This window comes from Jatrophihabitans telluris (assembly GCF_023516435.1).
GTDB classification, from domain to species: domain Bacteria; phylum Actinomycetota; class Actinomycetes; order Mycobacteriales; family Jatrophihabitantaceae; genus Jatrophihabitans_A; species Jatrophihabitans_A telluris.
The window spans coordinates 118,695-139,981 of the sequence record NZ_CP097332.1; the positions used below are offsets into that span (position 1 = coordinate 118,695).

A 21,287-nucleotide genomic window follows, 5' to 3' on the forward strand; every position below is an offset into this window, starting at 1 on the left:
CCTCAACGCAACTACGCCCGCAACGAGGGCAACCTCAACGCAGCACCACCCGCAACGAGGGCAACCTCAACGTACGACGGCGTGCTTGCGAAGGAACTCGCCCAGTTCGGTGACGGCGTCGCGGGCTTCAGCGACCAGTCCCGCCTGGGCCATGCCCGCGTGCCAGAGACGTTGCTCGGTCAGCGCCACATCGACGCCTTCCGCGCGCAATCGCTGGACGAAGTGGACCACCTGAGGGTGCAGGACCTCGGTCCTGCAGACGTGCACCAGCGTGGGCGGCAGATCGCCCAGCCGGCCGTGCAGCGGCGCGACCCCGGGGTCGGCGGGATCGGCAGACCCGATGTACTGCATCGCCGCCCAGCGCCCGAATCCCTCGGAGATGATCAGGTCGCGCTTGCGTCCCTCGGACAGCGCCATCGGGTCCACCCATGGCGAGGCGAGGGCAAGGGCGCAAACGATGTCCCGCCCGCCGTCCAGCAGCCGCCGGGTCGCCGACACGGCCAGGCCACCACCCGCCGAGTCTCCGCTGACCCCGACCGCCTCGTGCAGTGCCGAGACCTGCTGGATCGCCGCGACGGCATCGTCCAGCGCGGCGGGATAACGGTGTTCGGGCGCCAGCCGGTAGTCCGGCAGGTACACAACGGCTCCGGCCGCCTCGGCCAGAAACGCCGCCGCCGAGCGGTAGGCATACGGCGAGCCGACGACGAAGCCCCCGCCGTGCAGATGGACGATCGCGCGAGGCCGCTCGGTCGCGCCGACGCTGACCCGATAGCCCGGCCGTCCTGCCAGCTCGACCCGCCGGATGACCGTGCCGGAGGGGAACGGCAGCGCCGAAGACGCCAGGTCCAGCCACCGGCGCTTTACTCCGATGGGGAAGGGGCGAATGAGTCCAGGGCGCTCGCCCAACGCGGTGACGACCGCTGCGATCGGAAACGGCAACATCGGTCTCATACCGGAGACTTCGACGGTGCGGGCATCGTCCGGGCCGACACCTTGGCCACCACCGCGGAGTACCGCCCACCGAAGAGGCGAACGAAGGCATCGAGGAACTTCGCGTCCGCCCCGATCACCACCCTGGGTTTGTTACCGATTATCCCGTCCACGATCGCTCGCGCAGCCGATTCCGGCGTCGTCCGGGCCAGCTTCGAATCGAAGAAATCAGCCAGAGCGGTCTGATCGTGCGCCGCCGCGGCACGAGCGTTGCGGGCGATCGCGGTCTTGACTCCGCCCGGGTGGACAGCCGTGACGCCAACGGGAGAGCCCGCGACGAGCATCTCCATCCGCAACGATTCGGTGAAGCCGCGCACCGCGAACTTGGCGGCGTTGTAGGCCGCTTGGGTCGGTACGGCCATCAGTCCGAACAGGCTGGAGATGTTGACGATGTGCCCGTCACCGCTGGCGATCAGATGCGGCAGGAATTCCTTCGTCCCGTGGACCACTCCCCAGAAATCGATGCCCAGTACCCATTCGATGTCGGCGTAGTCGGACTCGGCGATCGTGCCGGTCATGGCGACGCCGGCGTTGTTCACCACGACGTTGACGACTCCGAAATCGGACGCGACGGCGCTCGCGTAGGCCGCGAAGGCCGGGCGATCCGCTACGTCCAGCCGAGCCGTGCGAACCGTTGTCGTGGGATACCGGGCGGCGATTTCTCGTTCTGTCAGCGCCAATCCGCTCTCGTCAACGTCGGACAGGGCCAGCCGAGCACCCCGGCCCGCGGCCTCCAACGCCACAGCGCGGCCGATACCCGACCCGGCTCCGGTGATCACAACCACCTTGTTCCGCAGGGTCTTCATGCCCACGCCTTCTGATGGGAGGGGACGTCGTCCCGAGCTATCGCGTGGTACGCGGCCAGGTCGAACCTGGCGGTCATCCGCCGGAACGCCACCGTGGACCGTGGCCACAGCGTGACGTTGCGGCCGTGATCGTCGAGGTACCAGCTCGAGCAGCCGCCGGTATTCCACACGGTACGTTTCATCCGGCGCTGCAGGGCGATGTTGTATGCGGCCTCAGCTTCGCGGTCCACTTCGACCGAGGCCAGTCCGTGGCGTCGCATGGTGCGAACCGCGTCGATCAGGTACCCGACCTGGGACTCGATCATGAAGACCATCGAGGAATGGCCCAGGCCGGTGTTGGGCCCGACGATGAAGAACAGGTTGGGAAATCCCGACACGGACGCACCCTTGTACGCCTGTACGCCGTGGTCGGACCAGTGTTCGGACAACGTTCGCCCGTCCTTACCGATGATGTGCTTGGCGACCGGCGTCTCCGTGGGCATGAATCCCGTGGCCACCACGATGGCATCGGCCTCGCGCGTCACACCGTCGGCCGTTACTACGCCGTTGCCGGTGATCGCGGTGATGCCGCTGGTGATCAGGTCGACGTTGTCGCGGGCAAGCGCTGGGTACCAGTCACTGGAAATGAGAACACGCTTGCAACCCAAAGCGAAACTCGGCGTCACGGCCTCGCGAAGCGCGGGGTCGGCGATGGCCCGGGCGATGTTCTTCCTCGCCTGTCCCTGCGCGAGCCTGCCCAGTCCAGGCTTCAGGGTGAACATCGGCACGGTGGCTTCCCGAGCCCAGTAGACGCCCGCCCGCGCCAGGCGTTGCAGCGTTGGCACGCGGCGAAATACCACTCGCTCCACATCAGAAATGGCCCGGTCGTGTCTCGGCATGACCCACGGCGCCGTGCGCTGGTACACGTCCACCCGCGCGGCGTGGCCGGCGATCTCGGGAACGATCTGGATCGATGAGGCACCGGTGCCGATGACCGCGACCCGTTTTCCGGTCAGGTCATAGTCGTGATTCCAGTGAGACGAGTGGAAGAGCTCCCCGCGGAACTCCGCGATCCCGTCGATGTCGGGCACCTTCGCGTCGGACAGCGCGCCGGTCGCGGCGACAAGCACCGTCGCGGTCAGCCCGCCGGCATCGGTGTTCACACGCCACAGGGCGGCTTCGGCGTCCCATGCCGCGTCGAGCAGGCTCGTGCGGAAGCGGAATCGGTCCAGCACACCCGCTGAGTTGGCCACCCGTCGCAGGTAGTCCTGGACCTCGCGCTGGGGCGAGAACGAGCGCGACCAGTCCGGGTTTAGCGCGAAGGAGAAGGAGTAGAGCTGGGACGGGACGTCACACGCCGCACCGGGATAGGTGTTGTCCCGCCAAGTGCCGCCGACCTCGTCACCCCGGTCGATCACCAGGTAGTCGTGCTCGCCGACTTCGTCCAGCTTGATGGCCGCGGCCAGGCCGCCGAAACCCGCGCCGACGACGAGGACCCCCACGTGCGCGGGAAGGGCGCCGGTGCCACTGTCGAGCGCGGTCTGGGCGTCGACGTCCGTCCCGACCTCGACGGAGCCGGACAGTTCGCTGCTCATGGTCCGAGACTACGTAGTAATTGAATCATGGTCAATAAGCTCCCTTCTCGTTGACGATGCCCATCTTGCGCGCAACAAGGGCAACCTCGACGGGTGCGGCCGCGCAACAAGGGCAACGTCAACGGGTGCGGGCGCGCAACAAGGGCAACCTCAACGGGACTTAGGGTGGACCTATGAATGCGCAGCGCAGGGTCCGGCTCAGTCCGGACCAACGGCGCGAGCAGCTTCTCGAACTCGGCGTCGAACTCCTGGCGACGCGCACCCTGGACGAACTGTCGGTGGAATTGCTGGCCGAGGAGGCCGGAATCTCCCGCGGCCTGCTGTTTCACTACTTCAAGAACAAACAGGAATTCCATCGGGAGGTCGTCCGCCGGGCCGCCGAGGACCTGCTGCGCGTGACCGACCCCGATCCGAACCTGCCCGCCGAGCAGCAACTGGCGTCGTCCATGGCGGCCTACGTCGACTACGTGAGCGAGAAATACCAGTCCTACGTATCGCTCGTTCGCGGAGCGGCCAGTGGCGACGACCAGTTGCGGGAGATCGCCGACGCCACCAGATCTGCGTTGACCGATCGGATAACCTCGAACTTGGCCAATCTGGGGCTGCATCACACGCCCGCCGCCTTGTTGGCCGCCCGTGGCTGGACTGCATACGCCGAAGAACTCGTCGTCAGCTGGGCCGCCGCTCCGCCGATTCCGCGCGATGAGCTGATCCGCATGTTGACCGAATCACTCGCTGCCGTCATCGCGACTGCCCGGTAGCCCATCATTTACTAGGATGTCCAACTATGGCTCTCACCGTCCACCGCAATCCCCATCCGCGCTCTGACGCCGACCGCGAGGCCATCCTGGCCGCGCCCGGATTCGGCCGCTACTTCACCGACCACATGGTCAAGATCGACTGGACCGCCGAGGCCGGCTGGGCGGCCGGGGACGTCCTGCCCTACGGGCCTCTCGCGCTCGACCCGGCCACGTCCTCGCTGCACTACGGCCAATTGATCTTCGAGGGACTCAAGGCCTACCGCCAGCCGGACGGTTCGATCGCCACCTTCCGTCCGGACGCGAACGCGGCTCGCTTCCAGCGCTCGGCGCGGCGGCTGGCGATGGCCGAACTGCCCGCGGAGCGGTTCGTGGAGTCGCTGCAGGCCCTCACCGACGTCGACGGTGCCTGGGTGCCCTCCGGCGCGGACGCGTCGCTGTACTTCCGTCCGTTCATGATCTCCACCGAGGTCGGCCTCGGGGTGCGTCCGGCCAACGCCTATTCCTACCTACTGATCGCCTCGCCGGCCGGCCCGTACTTCCCCCGCGGAGTGCAGCCGGTCAGTGTGTGGCTCTCGACCGAGTACACGCGGGCGGCTCCGGGCGGCACCGGTGAAGCCAAGTGCGCCGGAAACTACGCCGCCTCGTTGGTCGCCCAGGCCCAAGCGGCCGAGAAGGGGTGCGATCAGGTCGTGTGGCTGGACGCGCACGAGCACCGGTACGTCGAGGAGATGGGCGGGATGAACCTGTACTTCGTGTACGGCTCCGGCGCCAACGCCCGCATCGTTACCCCGAAACTGTCCGGCACGCTGCTGCCCGGTATCACTCGGGACTCGCTGTTGACCCTGGCCGGCGACCTCGGCTACGCCGCCGAGGAAGGGCTCATCTCCATCGATGACTGGCGTGAGGGCAACGCCGGCGGCGAGCTCACCGAGGTCTTCGCGTGTGGGACCGCGGCCGTCATCACCCCCGTCGGTGAGGTCAAGAGCGCGGCGCACGAGTGGACGGTCGGCAACGGCGAGCCCGGTCCGGTGACCATGCGTCTGCGGCAGACGTTGCTCGACATCCAGACCGGCCAGGCGCCCGACCACCACGGGTGGATGCACACCCTGGTCTGACGTCCGTCGCGGCGTCGGAGGGGCGGGGCTGGTTTCGGCTGGATGCTGGTGCAAGCCGAGGCGGTGGGGCACTCTGGACCAACGTTCGCTGGAAGGACGCGGACCAGAAATTCGTCGCGACTGTCAGAGGGGGCCGGGCTCGTGCAGGCTGAGTCGTTCCTGGACCGCATCGGCCCGGAGACCGAGCTGCTGACCCGGGCCGCAACGTGGGCCGGCTTGGAGGCGAAGGTCCCGTCCTGCCCCGGATGGACGGTTCGCAGGCTCGTGCAGCACACCACCAAGGTGCACCACTCGACCTTGGCCTTGCTGCGCGGCGGTGACCACGCCACTTTCAGCTTCGACCTGCCCCCGGACGAGGACCTGTTCGAGATCCTCACCTCCGGCGCCGCGCAGCTGGAGTGGGCCCTGCGCGCGGCCACCGACGACCTCGCCGTGTGGACCTTTCTGCCGACGTCGGTGCCGCGGTTGTTCTGGGCGCGTCGTCAGGCCCATGAGACGGCCATGCACCGGGTCGACGCCGAACTCGCGGCGGCGTGCGGGGTGACGGAGTTCGACCCCGGTTTCGCCGCCGATGGCCTGGACGAGCTGCTCATCAGCTTCGTCGCCTCCCGTTTTCGCGGGGTCGGGGTGCCGCGTCCGTTCACGCTCGGAGTCACGCCCCTGGACGTCAATGCCGGCTGGACCGTTTCGGCCGGTGCGGGTGGCGTCTCGTCGGTGCGTGAGGTTCGCGACGGCTGTGACCTGATGGTGTTCGGAATGGCCAGCGACCTCTACCGCTGGGCCTGGAACCGGGCCGGGGACGACGAGGTGTCCCTGCGCGGCGATATGACGATCGCGGATCTGTGGCGCTCGACGTTCCGGGTCGGAGCCCGCCAGCCGTCCGCCTGACCGTTGAGGGCCCGTTGAGGTTGCCCTCGTTGTCGACCCCCACCCGTTGAGGTTGCCCTCGTTGTCGTCCGCGGCCCGTTGAGGTTGCCCTCGTTGTCGACCCCCACCCGTTGAGGTTGCCCTCGTTGTCGTCCGCGGCCCGTTGAGGTTGCCCTCGTTGTCGAGCAACAAGGGCAACGTCAACGACTAAGCACGAGCAACAAGGGCAACGTCGACGACTAGGAGGTGGGCCACCGGCGGAAGTTCAGGTACGACCGGGACGGGGTCGGTCCGCGCTGGCCCTGATACCGAGAGCCATAGACCTCGCTGCCGTAGGGATGCTCGGCGGCGGTGGACAGGCGGAACAGACACAGCTGCCCGATCTTCATCCCGGGCCACAACGTGATCGGCAGGTTCGCGACGTTCGACAGCTCAAGCGTGATGTGTCCGGAGAAGCCCGGATCGATGAAGCCTGCCGTGGAGTGGGTGAGCAGGCCGAGACGTCCGAGGGACGATTTTCCCTCCAACCGTCCAGCCAGGTCATCGGGCAACGAAACGACTTCCAACGTGGAACCGAGCACGAACTCGCCAGGGTGGAGCACGAAGGGGCCGTCCCCGTCCGGCTCGACCAGGGCGGTCAGTTCGTCCTGCTGAAGCGACGGATCGATGTGGGTGTACTGGCTGTTGTTGAAAACCCGGAAGTACCGGTCGAGCCGGACATCGACGGAGGACGGCTGAACCAGGTCGGGCTCCCAGGGCTCGAGCCGGAGACGCTGAGACTGCACCTCGGCCCGGATGTCGCGATCGCTCAGCAGCATGGGCGCAGGTTACCGGGTGGCGACGGGAACTGGGTCAGGGCCCACTGGGCGAGCGATCATCGCCGGAAATAGGTGGAGGCCCCGCCAAGTATGAGTTGGCGGGGCCTCCGGGATGATCCGGCGGTGACACGCCCGAATCTCGCGGAAGGCCCGTCGAGTTCTCGGACCATGTCACTGGTCCGCGCGACCGGTTTCCCAGTCGCCTGATCCCTCGGTTGTCTTCCGGTCCCGCTCCCGTTGCCGGGTGCGTGAGAGAATTTCTACAGCCGGAATGCCCTTGTCCGCAAGGGGGTTTCGGCGATTCGCTTCAAGATCTTTTCTGCACCGGCGTGTCGCGCGACGGTTGTGACCAGTGGTGACTGGTGAGCCCACTGGGACTCTCAACTCTGGATTGAGCGATGATGCTCCGCGTGAGTACCACCGAGAACGCCCCGTCCCAGCCGACCGATCCACGCATACGTCGCGTCGAATTATCCGACCTCGCGGCTGTCGTCGGACTCGTCCACGCACTGGCCGAGTACGAGAAGGAGCCGGCGCAGTGCACACTCACCGAGGAGCAACTCACGACCGCCCTCTTCTCCGAGACGCCAGCCCTGTTCGGTCACGTCGCCGTGGTCGAGGGGACGGTGGTCGGCTGTGCGCTCTGGTTCCTGAACTTCTCGACGTGGCGCGGGGTGCACGGCGTCTACCTGGAGGACTTGTTCGTGCTGCCGTCCCACCGCGGCTCGGGTCTGGGCAAGGCGTTGCTGCGGGCGTTGGCACTGGAGTGTGCTACCCACGACTACGGCCGCCTGGAGTGGGCGGTGCTGAACTGGAACTCCCCCTCGATCGCCTTCTACCGCTCGCTGGGCGCGATCCCGTTGGAGGAGTGGACGACCTTCCGGCTCGACGATGCCGCGCTGCTGACCCTCGCGGCTGGGTGACGGATCCGACCCTGAGTGTTTACGTGTCGGTCACCGGTTTCGTAGGACGACCGTGCATTAATGGTGTCAAGCCCCGCCGGGTATGAGCCGGCGGGGCTTTCTCGTCCCGTGCAGCACGTCCTCCGCCGGCCGGATCGCCGTCCCGTGCAGCCCGTCCTCGGAGGGGCAGAGCGCCGCTCGTCGCGCAAGCTCAGCCGACGCGACTCCCTTCGGCACCACCATCGCCCAGGCGTCCAGAACCAGCTCCCGCGCCTCGGCGTGCTCAAGCGCGGCCAGGCGGGTCAGCACCCAGTTGTAGCGAAGGTCTGACGTCGGCGGGAGCTGGAAGACGTCCGGGCGGGACTCGACGAGTGCGGCCCGTTCGACCTTCGGGAAGGCGAAGCCCATCGTCGTCTCGTCACGCGAGAATGCCAGGTAGACCAGCCGGCCGACCCGGAACTTCACGCGATCCCGGACGATGACCTCATAGGAGCGCGGCAGGCCGGCCACGATGGCGCGGACGACGTCGATATTGGTCACGGGTCGCACAGTAAGCGCAGGGTCCGACGTCGGGCGAGGGGTGATTTGAACGGGTCGGCTGTGGGCCACACCGCGCACGCCGGTACCTGGATGAGCGTCCCTCAGCACACCAGCGCCGCGATCGCCTCGAACAGCTCGTGGGGGAGTGCGGTATCAACGGATACGGCCGCCTGTGCGACCTCGTCCGGCATTGATGCCGGGAGCCCTCGTGTAACCTCTGACGGTGTTCGCGGGTGTAGTTCAATGGCAGAACATCAGCTTCCCAAGCTGACAGTGCGGGTTCGATTCCCGTCACCCGCTCCAAGCTGAACGGCCACCGCCAGGCGGCAGGCCGACACCCACCACCACCATCGCCAGCCGCGAGAATTGACCCTCGACGAAGAAGGTCTACCTAGGTAGAGTGCGCGTCATGGCTCGCAAGCTCGGCTACTCCGCTCAGACCCTGTCCGTGCTGACACTGCTGGACTCCGACCCTTCCTCGTGGCTGCACGGATACCTGATCGCGAAGCAGACCGGCCTCGCCTCGGGCACCCTGTACCCCATCCTCATCCGGCTGGCCGACCGTCGACTCATCGAGGCACGCTGGGAGGACGAGCAACCGGTCGGCCGCCCCCGCCGTCATCTGTACCGACTCACGGCCGAGGGACAGGTCGCCGCTCGCACCGCCCTCGCCGAGACCCGCCGGGCGGCTCCAAGCCGGACGGCTCCAAGCCGGCTGGCGACCGAAGGCGGCGCGTGATGGACCGCGTCTCACGTTTGGTATCAGGGGTGGCCCGCGCCCTGTCCGGGCTGTTGCCGGACGGCCGACGCGACTGGGTGCACGCCTTGCTCGTGGAGGCCGACCAGGTCCCCGCAGCACCGGCCCGCCTGGCGTGGCTCGGTGGTGGCCTATGGATGGTGATGAAGGAGGTCGTCATGAACCGGATCGTCCAAGCCATGGCTTTCCTCGCGGGGGCGCTCGGGCTGGTGTTGGTGGGTTGGCCCGGCGCGTCCACGAACTCCGCGACACCGGTGAACCGGATGTACGTGGTGGTCACGCTCGCGTTGCTGATCGGCCTTCCGCTCCTGGTGCGGCGCTTCTTCGGCCCCGTCCGGCCGGGATGGGTGCCCCGCGCAGTACGGGTCGGCGGGTACGCAGTGATACTCGGTCTGGTCGCCGCGCTGGTCGAAAAGCATCGCCTCGGCAGCCGGCTTGGTTCCTACTTCCCGGTCGTGCTGGGGAACTGGGCGATGTACGTCGGGTTCCTGCTGGTGCTCGGCGGCTATGTGGCCGGTCTCCTCGTCCTCACCTGTCGGCGGCTCCAGTTCGCGCACCGGGTCCTGCCGTCGGCCGTGGGCGTTGGTGCGGTGACAGCCGGGGTGCTCTACGCGTTGGCACCGTTCGGAGGCGACGGAGCGATCGAACGGGTCACGCGTACCGACACCGTGGCGCGCGCCTCCGCCCTGGACTACCTCGTGGTCACCTGCTTCGCGCTGGCCGCGCTGGCCGTCCCGGTCGGGGTGCACGCGATGACCACGCGGCTGGCCCGCCGCGACAGCCGACCCGGTGTGCTGCCCGCGCCCCGCCAGGCCGTGCTGGCCACGATCGCCGCAGCCTCGATCGGCGCGATGTTGGTGGCCCTGTTCACCTCGCTGACCATCGCCCTGCTGCCTCACCACGTGCCTCGGCCGGCCTCGGGCGACGGGATCTGCCATACCTGCGTGCGGCCGACCGTGGTCATCCCGGCGAACCTGCGCCAGCAGTACGACACGGACGGCAGTATCGGCTCCGCCGGCGGGGCCGCGATCCTCGCGTTGCTGGTCGTGCCTGTCTTCGGTGCCACGATCGCGACCCTGTGCAATGCCCAGCCGGTCGAGCGGCCGGCGAGAAATCCCCGCCTGCGCCCGAGCTAGTCACCTTCCGGCTCGGTGCTACGAGGGCATGTCCACGAAACGCGACAAGTGCCCCTGGAAGGCGACCACCGCGTTTCCGGTCGGGCCGTTACGGTGCTTGGCGATGATGATGTCGGCCTCGCCGGCGCGTGGGGATTCTCGCTCGTACATGTCCTCGCGATGCACCAGCATCACCACGTCGGCGTCCTGCTCGATGGATCCGGATTCACGTAGATCCGACAGCATCGGCTTCTTGTCGGTGCGTTGTTCAGGGCCACGGTTCAGCTGCGACAGTGCGACGACCGGCACCTCGAGCTCCTTGGCGATCAGCTTCATGGCACGGCTGAACTCGGAGACCTCCTGCTGGCGGGACTCGACCCGCTTGCCCGACGTCATGAGCTGCATGTAGTCGATGACGATGAGCTTGAGGTCGTGACGCTGCTTCAAGCGCCGGGACTTGGCGCGGATCTCCATCATCGTCAGGTTCGGCGAGTCGTCGATGAACAGCGGCGCCTCGGCGAGTTCTGAGGACTTCAACGCGATACGACGCCAGTCCTCATCGCTCATCCGCCCGGCGCGGATGTCGTTGAGCTTGACCCTGGACTCGGCCGAGAACAGCCGCATCATGATGTCCTGCTTGGACATCTCCAGCGAGAAGATCACCGTCGGCAGCTTGTTCTTGATCGCCGCCGACCGCGCGAAGTCCATCGCCAGCGTGGACTTGCCGCTACCCGGACGACCGGCGACCACGACCATCTGGCCCGGGTGCAGCCCATGGGTCATCTCGTCGATGTGCTCGAAGCCGGTCGGGACACCCGAGGATTTGCCGCCGCTTTCCTCGATGCGGGCCATGTCGTCGAGGGTGGACTCGATCAGCGTCTCAACCGAGACGTAGTCCTCGGTCGAGCGGCGCTCGGTGACCTCATAGATCTCGGCCTGGGCGCGGTCCACGACGTCGTCGACGGTGCCGGACATGCCTTCGCCCTCGGAGGCGCCGTAACCCATCTGCACGATCCTGGTGCCGGCCTCGACCAGCCGCCGCAAGATGGATCGTTCGGCGACGATCTCGGCGTAGTAGCCGGCGTTGGCCGCGGTCGGCACGCCAGAGATCAGCGTGTGCAGGTAGGGATGGCCGCCCACCCGGCCGAGCTGGCCCGTGCGGGACAGTTCGGCGGCGACGGTTACGGCGTCGGCGGGCTCGCCCCGGCCGTACAGGTCGAGGACCGCGTCGTAGACGAGCTGGTGCGCGGGACGGTAGAAGTCGTTGCTGCGCAGGACCTCGATCACGTCGGCGATCGCGTCCTTGGACAACAGCATGCCGCCGAGGACGGACTGCTCCGCCTCGATGTCTTGCGGCGGGGTGCGGTCGAACTTGGGAGCCCGCTCGTCGCCCCCGCCGAACTCGCCCGCGACGACAGACACCGGCCCCGCCTTTCCAAATTCTCGCGGCGAAACCGCGGTAGGAATGCGGTCACCGAATGCCATGCCTGAAGTTGTAGCACTATCGAACGACAGTTCGAACCAAGGACAACGCCGACGCAGCACAGATCAGCGCGGTAGGCGTGTCGACCGAGGTCCGGATGCGGTCCTGGCGGCTCGATTTCCTGCGCGCAGACGGCGACGCTGGGATGGCTTCGAGGAGTCCGCGCAAAGCTATGGGACGACTACCGGTGGTGGCAATCCGACCTGTGCACACACCTGTGGACAAGGTTGTGGGAAATGCCGCACGGGGCTGTTCATGGCCTGGGGACAAGGGTGTGAATATCTTTTCCACCGCGCCTGTGACCCCCGTTATCACTGGGGTACATCCTGGTCGCCCTGTGCACAAAAACTCGTCCTCAAGTTTTCGTCACGACGGCCGAGAAACGCCGTAAACGCTGCTCAGGAACCGAGGTTTTACACAGCCCGAACCGTCGTGATCGTCAACGAGCCAGGCCGCCCCAGCGCCACCCATCGGTCATCCCAGAACACGCGAAAGCCCGGCCTCGACACAAGGACGAAGCCGGGCTCCCGGCTGAACGAACCGAACCGACTAGCTGGCAGCGACGGTCACGGGGACCGAGGCAACCACGTCAGCGTGCAGCTCGATGGTGACGGTGTGCGCACCCGTGGTCTTGATGTGACCGGGAAGATGCACGCGCTTCTTGTCGACCAGCGGGCCGCCGGCGGCCTTGACCGCGTTGACCACGTCGGACTGCGTAACCGAACCGAAGAGCTTGCCACCGTCGCCGGCGCGAGCCGTCAGCGTCACCGACAGCTGCTCGAGCTGGTTCTTGATCTCCTTGGCGTGGTCGAGACCGCGGATCTCACGAGCATCGCGGGCACGCTTGATCTGGGTGATCTGCTTCTCGGCACCCTTGGTCCAGCTGATGGCTGCACCACGGGGGACGAGGTAGTTGCGGCCGTAACCGTCGGCGACGTCAACGATGTCGCCGGCCAGGCCGAGGCCGGAAACCTCACGGGTGAGGATGAGCTTCATAGCGTCCGTCCTCCTTAGCGTGCGGTCGAGGTGTACGGAAGCAGCGCCATCTCGCGGGCGTTCTTCACGGCCTTGGCGATCTCCCGCTGCTGCTGCGTGCTGACACCGGTCACGCGGCGGGCGCGGATCTTGCCGCGGTCGGAGATGAACTTGCGCAGCAGGGCGGTGTCCTTGTAGTCGATCGCCTCGATCTTGGAGGTCTTGAGCGGATTCGACTTCTTCTTGGGCTTACGAATTGGGGGCTTGGGCATTGTGCACTCCTGAAAATGACGGTGATCGCTTCCGCTCGGTCGCAGCCGGCACCGGCGATCGGACAGAGATTCGTTTAGAAGGGGGGCTCGTCGGAGAACCCGCCGGAACCGGCAGCCGGACCCGAGGAGGCCCACGGGTCGTCGGCGGGGGCAAACCCGCCGCCACCGCCACCGCCACCGGCGTTGTCGGCACCGAAGCCGCCGCCGGAGGACGATCCACGCTGCGTGCGGTTGACCTTCGCCGTGGCATAGCGCAACGACGGGCCGACCTCGTCGACCTGCATCTCGATCACGGTGCGCTTCTCACCCTCGCGGGTTTCGAACGACCGCTGCTGCAGACGACCCTGCACGACCACTCGCATGCCGCGCGTCAGCGACTCGGCCACGTTCTCAGCGGCCTGACGCCAGATCGAGCAGCGGAGGAACAGCGCTTCGCCGTCCTTCCATTCGTTGCTCTGGCGGTCGAAGGTTCGCGGCGTGCTGGCGACCGTGAACGAGGCGACAGCAGCACCGGAGGGGGTGAAGCGCAGCTCGGGATCGGCCGTCAGGTTGCCCACGACGGTGATGACGGTTTCGCCGGCCATGTCAGGGAACTACTTCGCGTTCGGGCGGAGGACCTTGGTCCGCAGCACCGACTCGTTGAGGTTCAGCTGACGGTCGAGCTCGATGACCGAGGCGGGCTCGGCGTTGAGATCGATGACGGCGTAGATGCCTTCGGCTTTCTTGTTGATCTCGAAGGACAGCCGGCGACGACCCCAGATGTCGACCTTCTCCACGGAGCCGCCATCGTTCTTGATGACGTTGAGGAAGGTTTCCAGGGACGGCGCGATGGTCCGCTCGTCGAGTTCAGGGTCCAGAATGACCATGACTTCGTAATGGCGCATGGGATTAACCCAGCCTCCTGTGGACTTTGCGGCCACGGACTTTCCGTGGCAGGAGGGTGAAGCTGTTCCACGGACGCGAGCGGCGGACACCGTGGGGGGCCAGTCGATCGGCGCGGGACGGGGAACATCGGTAGCTCCCCGAGACAGACAACCTGCTCAGGCTACCGGCTGGCCCGGATCTGACGAAATCGCCCGTCGGTTTGACGTCGCGCTTGCGCCGTAGGCTCGCCGAACGGGCTTCAGTGCTTCACCTTCGCCGGGACGGGCCGGTGCAGCAGATACGTGCGGGCGTACATCGCAGTGGCCGCCGACAGGGCGATCACCGCCAGCACGATCAGCAGGGCCGGCAGCCCGGTCACGGCCGAGTGGGCGCTGGAGGACGCCAGGTCCACCGCGGAAGGCGCGGGCGATGCGGGCGCCACCTTGCCCCCGGAGGTGGTTGCCGCCCCCTTCGCCGCCGAGCCGGCGGCATTGACGCCATTGACGCCCGGCGCGTTGAGCGAGTTGTTCAGTCCGGGCGGCACGTAGCTGCCACCGACGCCCGAGCCGGCGCCGTAGCCCTTGGGCATCGTCTTGTCCGCGACGGTCTGACCGGTGGGCCGGTAGCGCAGGGTCGGACCACCAGTGGTGCCGGAGTGCGAACCGGTGCCCGTCACGGTGTGGGCCGAACCGGTACCGGGCAGCTTGCCACCCACATTGGGCAGCGTCGGGGTCGTCACACCCGGCACGCCGACGCCGGGCAGCTGCCCGACGACGGGAGCACTCGGAGAGGCCGACACGCTCGGCAGCTGGACCGCGATGCCACCCGCGGGCGGCGAATCCGCGACCACGACCTTGCCGACGTACTGGTTGGACGCGTTCAGCGCGACCCCGGCCTGCTTGAGCGCGTTCCCGTCGAGGTTGATGTTCGTGACGGTCGTCCCCAGCAGGCCGACCGTGACCGATTGCGCCGTCCAGCTGAAGCTGAACGTTCCCTTGGACGGGAAGGCGAACCGGGCCGCGTTGGCGCCGGACCCGGACTTGAGGACGACGTCCTTGTTGGACGAGGCTCCGAAACCGCCGCCGAAGTGCACCTTGACCTGGTAGCCCGCTACCCCGTTGACCAAACCGCCGAGCAGCCCGTCCAGGCCGAGCTTCTTCAGGCCTGCGGTCGGTGCCGTGGATGCGGTGAAGTTGACCGCGTCGCCGGGGTGGATGCCGATGACGGAACCGCCGGTCGGGGAATCGGCCGTGACGACGCCGGACAGGGACAGCTGGGCGTCGACGGTCGAGCTGGCGCCGGCCGACTGGGCGTGCATCACGAGGCCGCCGGAGACGAGCAGGGCCGAGAGCCCGAGACCGACAAGCCTGCGGACGTTCATCGAAACCCCTTAAACCAGGCAATGCGGACGGTGGCTGCGGAACAGGCTAACCCTACTGATCAGTAGTCAGCAACAACAGTCTTCCGCCGACGGATTCCAGCGACTGTTCCTCGACCACGCAGAGATCAACGATCCGCCGCCCCCGAGGTGACGGCCCGAGGTGACGGCCAGAGGTGACGGCCAGAGGTGACGGCCAGAGGTGACGGCCAGAAGTGACGGCCGGCTGTCGGTGGGCGGTCGTAAGGTGACGATCATGTCCGACACCGCCCCCGTCCAGCGCGCCATCGGGGCGCACGTCGACTCGACCGACCCGCTCGCCGCCGGCCACGCCGTCGACGCAGCCGCGATTCAGTTCTTCCTAGCTGATCCGCAGGGCTGGAAGGCCCCGAAGGAACACCCGCACGCCGATGCCATCAAGGCGGCGATCAAGGACGACGCCGTCACGGTGTACGTCCACTCGCCCTACGTCCTGAACCTCGCCACCACGAACAACCGCATTCGGATCCCGAGCCGCAAGCTGCTGGGCCAGCACGCGGCGGCCGCGGCCGAGATCGGCGCCAAGGGCTTGATCGTGCACGGGGGGCACGTAACGAACACCGACGACCCGGCCACCGGCATCGACAATTGGCGAAAGGTCTTCGCCTACGCGGCCGACAGCGGCGGTTTTCCACTTCCCATCCTGATCGAGAACACCGCCGGCGGCACCCACGCCATGGCTCGGCACCTCGATCGCATCGCTCAGCTCTGGGACGCCATCGGCGAGTACCAACCCGGTTTCTGCCTCGACACCTGCCACGCCCACGCCGGTGGAGAAGACCTGGACGGAATCGTGGACCGCGTGCTGGCCATCACCGGCCGAATCGACCTCGTGCACGCCAACGACAGCCGGGACACCTTCGACTCCGGCGCCGACCGGCACACCAACTTCGGCACCGGCTTCATCGCGCCCGAGGCGATCGCCGCCGTCGCGAAGCAGGCCGGCAGCGATGTCATCGTCGAGACGCCCGCCGACGGTCAGGCCGAGGACATCACGTTCCTGCGGGCCAACACCTGAGTGGGGCGCTCGGGCCGTCCGCCGCTAGCCGGTGGCGCGGACCAGGGCCAGTAGTTCCTCCGCAGCCGAGGCGACCGGTACCTCACGGCGTTCGTCGGTGGCCCGGTCCTTGATCTCGACGGTGCCGCCGGCCAGTCCTCGTCCCACGATCACGATCGTCGGGACGCCGATGAGTTCGGAATCCTTGAACTTCACGCCCGGAGACACGCCACGGCGGTCGTCGTAGAGCACCCGGACACCGGCCTCCTCCAGCGAGGAAACCAGCGCCTGCGAGGCTTCGAACACCGCTTCGTCCTTGCCGGTGGCCACCACGTGCACGTCGGCCGGCGCGACGATCCGCGGCCACGACAGGCCCTTGTCGTCCAACGTCTGCTCGGCGAGTGCTGCCACCGCCCGGGTCACCCCGACCCCGTAGGACCCCATCGTCACCGTCGCCGGCTTGCCGTCCGGACCGAGCGCGGTCAGACCGAAAGTCTCGGCGTACTTGCGTCCGAGCTGGAAGACGTGGCCCAGCTCGATGCCGCGGGCGATCTCCAGCCGGGCCCCGCACACCGAGCACCGGTCCCCGTCGCGGATCTCGACCGCGCCGATCTCGCCGTCGGCCTCGAAGTCCCGGCCACGCACCACGAAGGCGGCGTGCTTGTCCGCCTCGTTCGCACCGGTGACCCAGGCCGAACCGGGAACCACCAGCGGGTCGACCAGAAACCGGACCTTGGTCGCGGAGGATTCGCCCAGGATCTGCGGGCCGATGTAGCCCTTGACCAGCGCGGGCACCGCCGCGAGATCGTCCGGGCCGGCCTGCTCGACCTCGACCGGTTCGAGCTGCCCGGCCAGCCGCTTGAGGTCGACCTCCCGGTCACCGGGAACGCCGACGACGAGCAGCGACCACGCCTTCTCGCCCGGCGCCCGGGTCCGCAGCACCACGTTCTTCAAGGTGTCCGCGGCGCCGAACTCGCGGCCGACATCAAGGGTGTTGAGCCGGTCCACCAGCGTGTCGATGGTGGGCGTGTCCGGGGTGTCCAGGACCACCGATGCGGGCTGGGCGGACGGATCCTGGGCGGGTGGCGAGGCGATCACGACGGCCTCGGTGTTGGCCGCGTAGTCGCAGTTGGTGCACTGGACGAACGTGTCCTCACCGGAGGGGGTGGGGGCCAGGAACTCCTCCGACGCCGACCCGCCCATCGCACCGGACACCGCGAACACGATGCGATAGTCGAACCCGAGGCGGGAGAAGATCCGCTCGTAGGCGTCGCGGTGCGCCTGGTAGGACGCCGCGAGGCCCTCGTCGGTCAGGTCGAAGGAGTAGGAGTCCTTCATGATGAACTCGCGGCCGCGCAGGATGCCGGCCCGGGGCCGCGCCTCGTCGCGGTACTTCGTCTGGATCTGGAACAGCGACAGCGGATAGTCCTTGTACGACGAAAGCTCGCCCTTGACGAGCAGCGTGAACAGCTCCTCGTGCGTGGGGGCGAGCAGGTAGTCGTTCGTCTTGCGGTCCTGCAACCGGAACAGCCCGTCGCCGTAGGCCTCCCATCGCCCCGACGCTTCGAAGACCTCACGCGGGATCAGCGCGGGGAAGTGGACTTCCTGGGCACCGATGCCCACCATCTCCTCGCGCACGACCTTCTCGACGTTGCGCAGCACCTCCAGGCCCAGCGGCAGCCAGCTGTAAATGCCGGGTGCCACCCGCCGGACGTAACCGGCGCGCACCAGTAGCTTGTGGCTCGGGACCTCGGCGTCGGCCGGATCGTCGCGCAGGGTGCGCAGGAACAACGTCGACATCCGCAAAGCCACGGCGAGGACTCCTCATCAGCATTGGTGGGCAACCGGCGAACGGCTACGCCGCGAATGCCCAACCCGAGAGCTTAGTTGAGCTGCCCGCGGCGATTTCCGATCGGCTCAGCCGGGCCGGACCGCGGCCGATCGGCTCAGCCGGCCCGCACCGGCGAGGCGTCGCGCACGAAGTTGGCCAGATCCTCCGACTGCTGCAGCCGCGACGGTTCGTGGACGTACATCATGTGGCCGGCCGGGTAGTAAGCGGTCGAGATGTTGCCGCGCAGCTCAGCGGGGATCGGTAGGTGGGCCAGTACGTGCTCGGCTGCGAAATAGGGCGTCGCCCCGTCGTGATAGCCGAAGGCGACGTGCACCTTCAGGTGCGGGTTGGCCCGCATGGCCCGTGCCAGGCGGCGGGAGACGTTGACCGCCTCGCCCTCGAACTCCTTGTAGGACCAGGGCTGGACCTTGGGCGAGATCAGCTCGTAGGGCAGGTCGTTGGCATATCCGAGTTCGTCCCGGACGTAGTGGTTGAGCCCGGCCGAGTAGGGCCCGGCAATCGCGTCGTAGCTGGGATCCTCGTCGAAGCGATCCGCGACCCCGTCATGGAGCCAGCCGGCGAACCGTCCGTCCAGGCGCCCGACCGTGCGGCCGGATGCGCGCAGCAGCTCGGTGTAGAAGCGCACGTGCTCCAGGCGCAGGTCCGAGCGCAGCACGTAGTCGGCCGTGAGCCCGGTGAGCGAGGCCACACGTGCGGCCGCCTCCTGGCGCTCGGCCTCGGACAGCCGGTTGCCCCGCGACAGCACGTAGGGGTAGTCACGGGAGGCGTATTCCTCGGCGTCCCGCAGCACGCTCCGCAGCGATTTCCGGCCGTGTTTGCCGTGGTAGTGGGCGATGGCGGCAAAGGTCGGCAGGAAGAGGATCGAAGGCCAGTCGTTGCCGACCTGGGGACGAATCGTGCCCATGTCCAGCACGGAGGAGATGAGCATGATCCCGTTGCAGTACAGGCCGAACTTCTCCTGCAGGTGATGGGCCAGGGCCGCTGCCCGCAGTGTGCCGTAGGACTCGCCCGCGAGGAACTTCGGTGACATCCAGCGATCGTTGCGCGAGGTCCACAACCGGATCAGCTCACCGACGGCGTCCAGATCTCGGGCGTAGCCGTGGTACTCGTCCGCCTTCTCACCGTTGGCCATCCGCGAGTACCCGGTGCTGACCGGGTCGATGAACACGATGTCGGACACGCTCAGCAACGACTCGGCGTTGTCGGCCAGTGCGTAGGGCGGGGGCAGCAGCTCGGCGGCGTCGCCCATGACGATGCGCCGCGGCCCGAACAGCCCGAGGTGCAACCACACCGACGACGAGCCGGGACCACCGTTGAAAGCGAACGTGATCGGGCGACGCGACTTCTCCGCACCATCGAGGGTGTAGGACGTCACGAACATCTCCGCCTTGGGCACCAGGCCGTCGAAGCGGCCGTCGGTGATCTTCTCCTCGCGGAGCACGACCCGACCCGCGGTCGCCGTGTACGCCAGGGACTTCCGGCCGATCTTGAGCGTGTGGTGCGTCGTGACGAGATCGTCCACGGGCGGCGGCGCGGCCGATGAAGCCAGCGGTGAAGCGGGCGGTGAAGCAGGCGGCGAATCGGGCGGCGAATCGGGCCGTCCCGCGCTGGCCTGTGAGTCCGGTCTGGCGTCGGAAGGGGCGTCGGCACCGAGGCCGGCGCTCGCTGTGGGGCTTGCGGTGGGCTCGGCTTCGGGGGTGCTCACTCGGCCGAGGGTAGCGAAGCGGGCAGCTCCAGGCGCGTCGGCGCTCGGCCCAGCACCCGGTCATCGTCGGCCGGCAGGTCAGCGAAGACCCCGGCACCGGGATCGGGTTCCTCCCGCGAGCGCACGATGTCCAGCTCCGGATGCCTGATCTCCACGACCACCAGCACCACGAGCGCCAGCAGAACCGCGTCGCGCACGAGCAGGATCGACGTCAGGCCCTCGTAGGTCATCGCGTGGTTGGGGTCGGCCCCGGACACCAGCCAGAGCAGAGTCGCGATCCAGACCGCGATCTCGCAGACCTGCCAGATGATGGCCAGGCGCCAGCGGGGACGGGCCAGGGCCAGCAAGGGCACCAGCCAGACCGAGTACTGCGGGCTCCACACCTTCGTGGTGAGCAGGAACGCGGCGACGACGAGGAAGCAGAGCTGGGCCAGGCGCGGGCGGGACGGCGCACTCAACGCGATCAGGCTGATGATCACCAGCGCGCTGAGCAGCAGGGCGGCCACGGCCGCGCCGGGCGGAACCCAACCGCCACTGGACGGGGTGGAGAAGTGCGATGGGAAATAGTGGTTGAGCATGGCCCAGAACGTGCTGGCCTCGGCCGGACGGGAGGCCGAGAAGGTGTAGAACTCCTTCCACCCGGTGGTCCACGCCAGAGCGACCGGCACATTCACCGCGAGCCAGACCGCCAACGCGGACGCGCCCGTCCACACCACCGGCCGCCAGGACCGGGTCCGGAACGCCAGCAGTGCCAGCGGTACGAGCAACAGCGCCGGATACAGCTTGGCCGCCGTCCCGAGGCCGATCATCACGCCGGCGGCGATCGGCCGGCCACGGGCCCACGCCCACAGCGCCGCAGACGCGAAGGCCATGGCGATCAGGTCCCAGTTGGAGAAGGCGTGGAAGATCAACAGGGGGCTGGCCGCGAAGAGCGCGACGTCCCATTGCCGGCGCCGACCGGCCGCGCCGGCGGTGGCGGCCACAGCCAGCAGGCCACAGACGGCCAGCATCAAGCAGGTGACGACGCCGAAGACGATGCCTTCGTCCTTGCCCGGCAACGACGAGCTCTCGGCGAGGGCGTGCCAGCCCCGGGTCAGTTCGGCCGAGACCCACATGAATCCGCCCGTGACGACGGGGTACTCCACGGCGTGATCGCGATACGGGACCGCCCCGTCGGCGAGCCCTTCGGCCGACCAGAGCGGGATGACGTCCGAATAGCAGGCGCGGGTGTATTGCGAGTTGGCCACCCATTGCCCGTTGGCACACGGAGACTTCTGTACGTACGCCAACGTCAGGGTGACCGCGGCCAGGGCGAGCAAAACCTTGATGGTCGTCCACCAGCCACCCGAGGTCCTGGCGTAGCGACCTACCGGCCCACCGATCGCTCCGGCGGCTCGCTCGATCGTCGGATCCGTGCGGGACGGCGGGATCACCGGCGTGACAAGGGGTACTGCCATGCGAGCACCCTAACGTCCAC

General features: G+C 67.7%; 21 protein-coding genes and 1 tRNA gene. 8 read left to right on the forward strand and 14 right to left on the reverse strand.

Features of this window, described 5'->3' with window-relative positions:
• Positions 1 to 66: 66 nt before the first annotated feature.
• From M6D93_RS00540 to M6D93_RS00550, 3 genes are read right to left on the reverse strand one after another with little or no spacing between them, the layout of a single operon-like run.
• Positions 67 to 951, reverse strand: a complete 885-nt coding sequence (locus M6D93_RS00540; protein WP_249772076.1) for an alpha/beta hydrolase fold domain-containing protein — start codon at positions 949 to 951, stop codon at positions 67 to 69.
• On the reverse strand, positions 948 to 1,796 hold the full coding sequence (locus tag M6D93_RS00545) for an SDR family NAD(P)-dependent oxidoreductase (RefSeq protein WP_249772078.1): 849 nt from the start codon (positions 1,794 to 1,796) through the stop codon (positions 948 to 950). The genes M6D93_RS00540 and M6D93_RS00545 overlap by 4 nt, the downstream gene beginning before the upstream one ends.
• The gene (locus tag M6D93_RS00550) at positions 1,793 to 3,370 is read right to left on the reverse strand and encodes a flavin-containing monooxygenase (RefSeq protein ID WP_249772080.1); all 1,578 of its coding nucleotides are present in this window, start codon (positions 3,368 to 3,370) and stop codon (positions 1,793 to 1,795) included. Before M6D93_RS00550 ends, M6D93_RS00545 begins: the two co-directional genes overlap by 4 nt.
• Before the next feature lie 173 nt (positions 3,371 to 3,543).
• Between M6D93_RS00550 and M6D93_RS00555 the strand changes: the two genes are divergently transcribed.
• The 3 genes from M6D93_RS00555 (at position 3,544) to M6D93_RS00565 (ending at position 6,134) form a co-directional block, all read left to right on the forward strand.
• A complete protein-coding gene (locus tag M6D93_RS00555) occupies positions 3,544 to 4,131 on the forward strand; it encodes a TetR/AcrR family transcriptional regulator (protein ID WP_249772082.1) in 588 nt (195 codons plus the stop codon).
• A gap of 26 nt (positions 4,132 to 4,157) precedes the next feature.
• Entirely contained in the window at positions 4,158 to 5,246 is a 1,089-nt protein-coding gene (locus M6D93_RS00560) for a branched-chain amino acid aminotransferase (protein ID WP_249772084.1), read from the forward strand.
• 141 nt (positions 5,247 to 5,387) lie between these two features.
• Positions 5,388 to 6,134, forward strand: coding sequence for a maleylpyruvate isomerase family mycothiol-dependent enzyme (locus M6D93_RS00565; RefSeq protein WP_249772086.1), 747 nt, complete (start codon positions 5,388 to 5,390; stop codon positions 6,132 to 6,134).
• A 218-nt stretch (positions 6,135 to 6,352) separates the two neighbouring features.
• On the opposite strand, the gene dcd is transcribed toward M6D93_RS00565, so the two are convergent.
• A complete protein-coding gene (dcd, locus tag M6D93_RS00570; RefSeq protein WP_249772088.1) occupies positions 6,353 to 6,931 on the reverse strand; it encodes a dCTP deaminase in 579 nt (192 codons plus the stop codon).
• A gap of 410 nt (positions 6,932 to 7,341) precedes the next feature.
• On the opposite strand from dcd, the gene M6D93_RS00575 reads away from it, so the two are divergent.
• Positions 7,342 to 7,854, forward strand: a complete 513-nt coding sequence (locus tag M6D93_RS00575; protein ID WP_249772090.1) for a GNAT family N-acetyltransferase — start codon at positions 7,342 to 7,344, stop codon at positions 7,852 to 7,854.
• A 66-nt stretch (positions 7,855 to 7,920) separates the two neighbouring features.
• Here M6D93_RS00575 and M6D93_RS00580 read toward each other — a convergent pair whose 3' ends face one another.
• Positions 7,921 to 8,373, reverse strand: a complete 453-nt coding sequence (locus M6D93_RS00580; protein ID WP_249772092.1) for an MmcQ/YjbR family DNA-binding protein — start codon at positions 8,371 to 8,373, stop codon at positions 7,921 to 7,923.
• Positions 8,374 to 8,602: 229 nt separating this feature from the next.
• Here M6D93_RS00580 and M6D93_RS00585 point away from each other — a divergent pair.
• The 3 genes from M6D93_RS00585 to M6D93_RS00595 all read left to right on the forward strand — a co-directional run bounded on the left by M6D93_RS00585 (position 8,603) and on the right by M6D93_RS00595 (position 10,266).
• A tRNA-Gly gene (locus M6D93_RS00585) sits at positions 8,603 to 8,676 on the forward strand.
• A 106-nt stretch (positions 8,677 to 8,782) separates the two neighbouring features.
• On the forward strand, positions 8,783 to 9,112 hold the full coding sequence (locus M6D93_RS00590; RefSeq protein ID WP_249772094.1) for a PadR family transcriptional regulator: 330 nt from the start codon (positions 8,783 to 8,785) through the stop codon (positions 9,110 to 9,112).
• Complete coding sequence (locus M6D93_RS00595) at positions 9,112 to 10,266, forward strand: hypothetical protein (RefSeq protein ID WP_249772096.1); 1,155 nt, start codon at positions 9,112 to 9,114, stop codon at positions 10,264 to 10,266. The genes M6D93_RS00590 and M6D93_RS00595 overlap by 1 nt, the downstream gene beginning before the upstream one ends.
• Before the next feature lie 18 nt (positions 10,267 to 10,284).
• Here M6D93_RS00595 and dnaB read toward each other — a convergent pair whose 3' ends face one another.
• The 6 genes from dnaB to M6D93_RS00625 form a co-directional block, all read right to left on the reverse strand.
• Positions 10,285 to 11,730, reverse strand: a complete 1,446-nt coding sequence (gene dnaB / locus M6D93_RS00600; RefSeq protein ID WP_347343514.1) for a replicative DNA helicase — start codon at positions 11,728 to 11,730, stop codon at positions 10,285 to 10,287.
• A gap of 547 nt (positions 11,731 to 12,277) precedes the next feature.
• Entirely contained in the window at positions 12,278 to 12,724 is a 447-nt protein-coding gene (rplI, locus tag M6D93_RS00605) for a 50S ribosomal protein L9 (protein WP_249772100.1), read from the reverse strand.
• 14 nt (positions 12,725 to 12,738) lie between these two features.
• Positions 12,739 to 12,975, reverse strand: coding sequence for a 30S ribosomal protein S18 (gene rpsR, locus M6D93_RS00610; protein WP_249772102.1), 237 nt, complete (start codon positions 12,973 to 12,975; stop codon positions 12,739 to 12,741).
• 74 nt (positions 12,976 to 13,049) lie between these two features.
• Positions 13,050 to 13,559 (reverse strand): single-stranded DNA-binding protein, encoded by a 510-nt coding sequence (locus M6D93_RS00615; RefSeq protein ID WP_249772104.1) that lies wholly within the window; start codon positions 13,557 to 13,559, stop codon positions 13,050 to 13,052.
• Positions 13,560 to 13,568: 9 nt separating this feature from the next.
• Positions 13,569 to 13,859: a 30S ribosomal protein S6 gene (rpsF, locus tag M6D93_RS00620; RefSeq protein ID WP_249772106.1), complete on the reverse strand. Its 291-nt coding sequence runs from the start codon at positions 13,857 to 13,859 to the stop codon at positions 13,569 to 13,571.
• Between the two features lie 239 nt (positions 13,860 to 14,098).
• Positions 14,099 to 15,220 (reverse strand): hypothetical protein, encoded by a 1,122-nt coding sequence (locus tag M6D93_RS00625; RefSeq protein ID WP_249772108.1) that lies wholly within the window; start codon positions 15,218 to 15,220, stop codon positions 14,099 to 14,101.
• A gap of 253 nt (positions 15,221 to 15,473) precedes the next feature.
• Between M6D93_RS00625 and M6D93_RS00630 the strand changes: the two genes are divergently transcribed.
• Complete coding sequence (locus M6D93_RS00630) at positions 15,474 to 16,274, forward strand: deoxyribonuclease IV (protein ID WP_249772110.1); 801 nt, start codon at positions 15,474 to 15,476, stop codon at positions 16,272 to 16,274.
• 24 nt (positions 16,275 to 16,298) lie between these two features.
• On the opposite strand, the gene M6D93_RS00635 is transcribed toward M6D93_RS00630, so the two are convergent.
• The 3 genes from M6D93_RS00635 to M6D93_RS00645 form a co-directional block, all read right to left on the reverse strand.
• Positions 16,299 to 18,065: a proline--tRNA ligase gene (locus M6D93_RS00635; protein WP_249772112.1), complete on the reverse strand. Its 1,767-nt coding sequence runs from the start codon at positions 18,063 to 18,065 to the stop codon at positions 16,299 to 16,301.
• A 134-nt stretch (positions 18,066 to 18,199) separates the two neighbouring features.
• Positions 18,200 to 19,654, reverse strand: a complete 1,455-nt coding sequence (locus M6D93_RS00640; RefSeq protein ID WP_347343717.1) for a S10 family peptidase — start codon at positions 19,652 to 19,654, stop codon at positions 18,200 to 18,202.
• 152 nt (positions 19,655 to 19,806) lie between these two features.
• Positions 19,807 to 21,267, reverse strand: a complete 1,461-nt coding sequence (locus M6D93_RS00645) for a glycosyltransferase family 87 protein (protein WP_249772116.1) — start codon at positions 21,265 to 21,267, stop codon at positions 19,807 to 19,809.
• Positions 21,268 to 21,287: the final 20 nt, after the last annotated feature.

Excerpts from the sequence above, each read along its gene's own strand:
- M6D93_RS00540 (WP_249772076.1), bottom strand. The coding sequence starts at position 951 with ATGAGACCGATGTTGCCGTTTCCGATCGCAGCGGTCGTCACCGCGTTG.
- M6D93_RS00545 (WP_249772078.1), bottom strand. The coding sequence starts at position 1,796 with ATGAAGACCCTGCGGAACAAGGTGGTTGTGATCACCGGAGCCGGGTCG.
- M6D93_RS00550 (WP_249772080.1), bottom strand. The coding sequence starts at position 3,370 with ATGAGCAGCGAACTGTCCGGCTCCGTCGAGGTCGGGACGGACGTCGAC.
- M6D93_RS00555 (WP_249772082.1), top strand. The coding sequence starts at position 3,544 with ATGAATGCGCAGCGCAGGGTCCGGCTCAGTCCGGACCAACGGCGCGAG.
- M6D93_RS00560 (WP_249772084.1), top strand. The coding sequence starts at position 4,158 with ATGGCTCTCACCGTCCACCGCAATCCCCATCCGCGCTCTGACGCCGAC.
- dcd (WP_249772088.1), bottom strand. The coding sequence starts at position 6,931 with ATGCTGCTGAGCGATCGCGACATCCGGGCCGAGGTGCAGTCTCAGCGT.
- M6D93_RS00590 (WP_249772094.1), top strand. The coding sequence starts at position 8,783 with ATGGCTCGCAAGCTCGGCTACTCCGCTCAGACCCTGTCCGTGCTGACA.
- M6D93_RS00595 (WP_249772096.1), top strand. The coding sequence starts at position 9,112 with ATGGACCGCGTCTCACGTTTGGTATCAGGGGTGGCCCGCGCCCTGTCC.
- dnaB (WP_347343514.1), bottom strand. The coding sequence starts at position 11,730 with ATGGCATTCGGTGACCGCATTCCTACCGCGGTTTCGCCGCGAGAATTT.
- rplI (WP_249772100.1), bottom strand. The coding sequence starts at position 12,724 with ATGAAGCTCATCCTCACCCGTGAGGTTTCCGGCCTCGGCCTGGCCGGC.
- rpsR (WP_249772102.1), bottom strand. The coding sequence starts at position 12,975 with ATGCCCAAGCCCCCAATTCGTAAGCCCAAGAAGAAGTCGAATCCGCTC.
- M6D93_RS00615 (WP_249772104.1), bottom strand. The coding sequence starts at position 13,559 with ATGGCCGGCGAAACCGTCATCACCGTCGTGGGCAACCTGACGGCCGAT.
- rpsF (WP_249772106.1), bottom strand. The coding sequence starts at position 13,859 with ATGCGCCATTACGAAGTCATGGTCATTCTGGACCCTGAACTCGACGAG.
- M6D93_RS00625 (WP_249772108.1), bottom strand. The coding sequence starts at position 15,220 with ATGAACGTCCGCAGGCTTGTCGGTCTCGGGCTCTCGGCCCTGCTCGTC.
- M6D93_RS00630 (WP_249772110.1), top strand. The coding sequence starts at position 15,474 with ATGTCCGACACCGCCCCCGTCCAGCGCGCCATCGGGGCGCACGTCGAC.
- M6D93_RS00645 (WP_249772116.1), bottom strand. The coding sequence starts at position 21,267 with ATGGCAGTACCCCTTGTCACGCCGGTGATCCCGCCGTCCCGCACGGAT.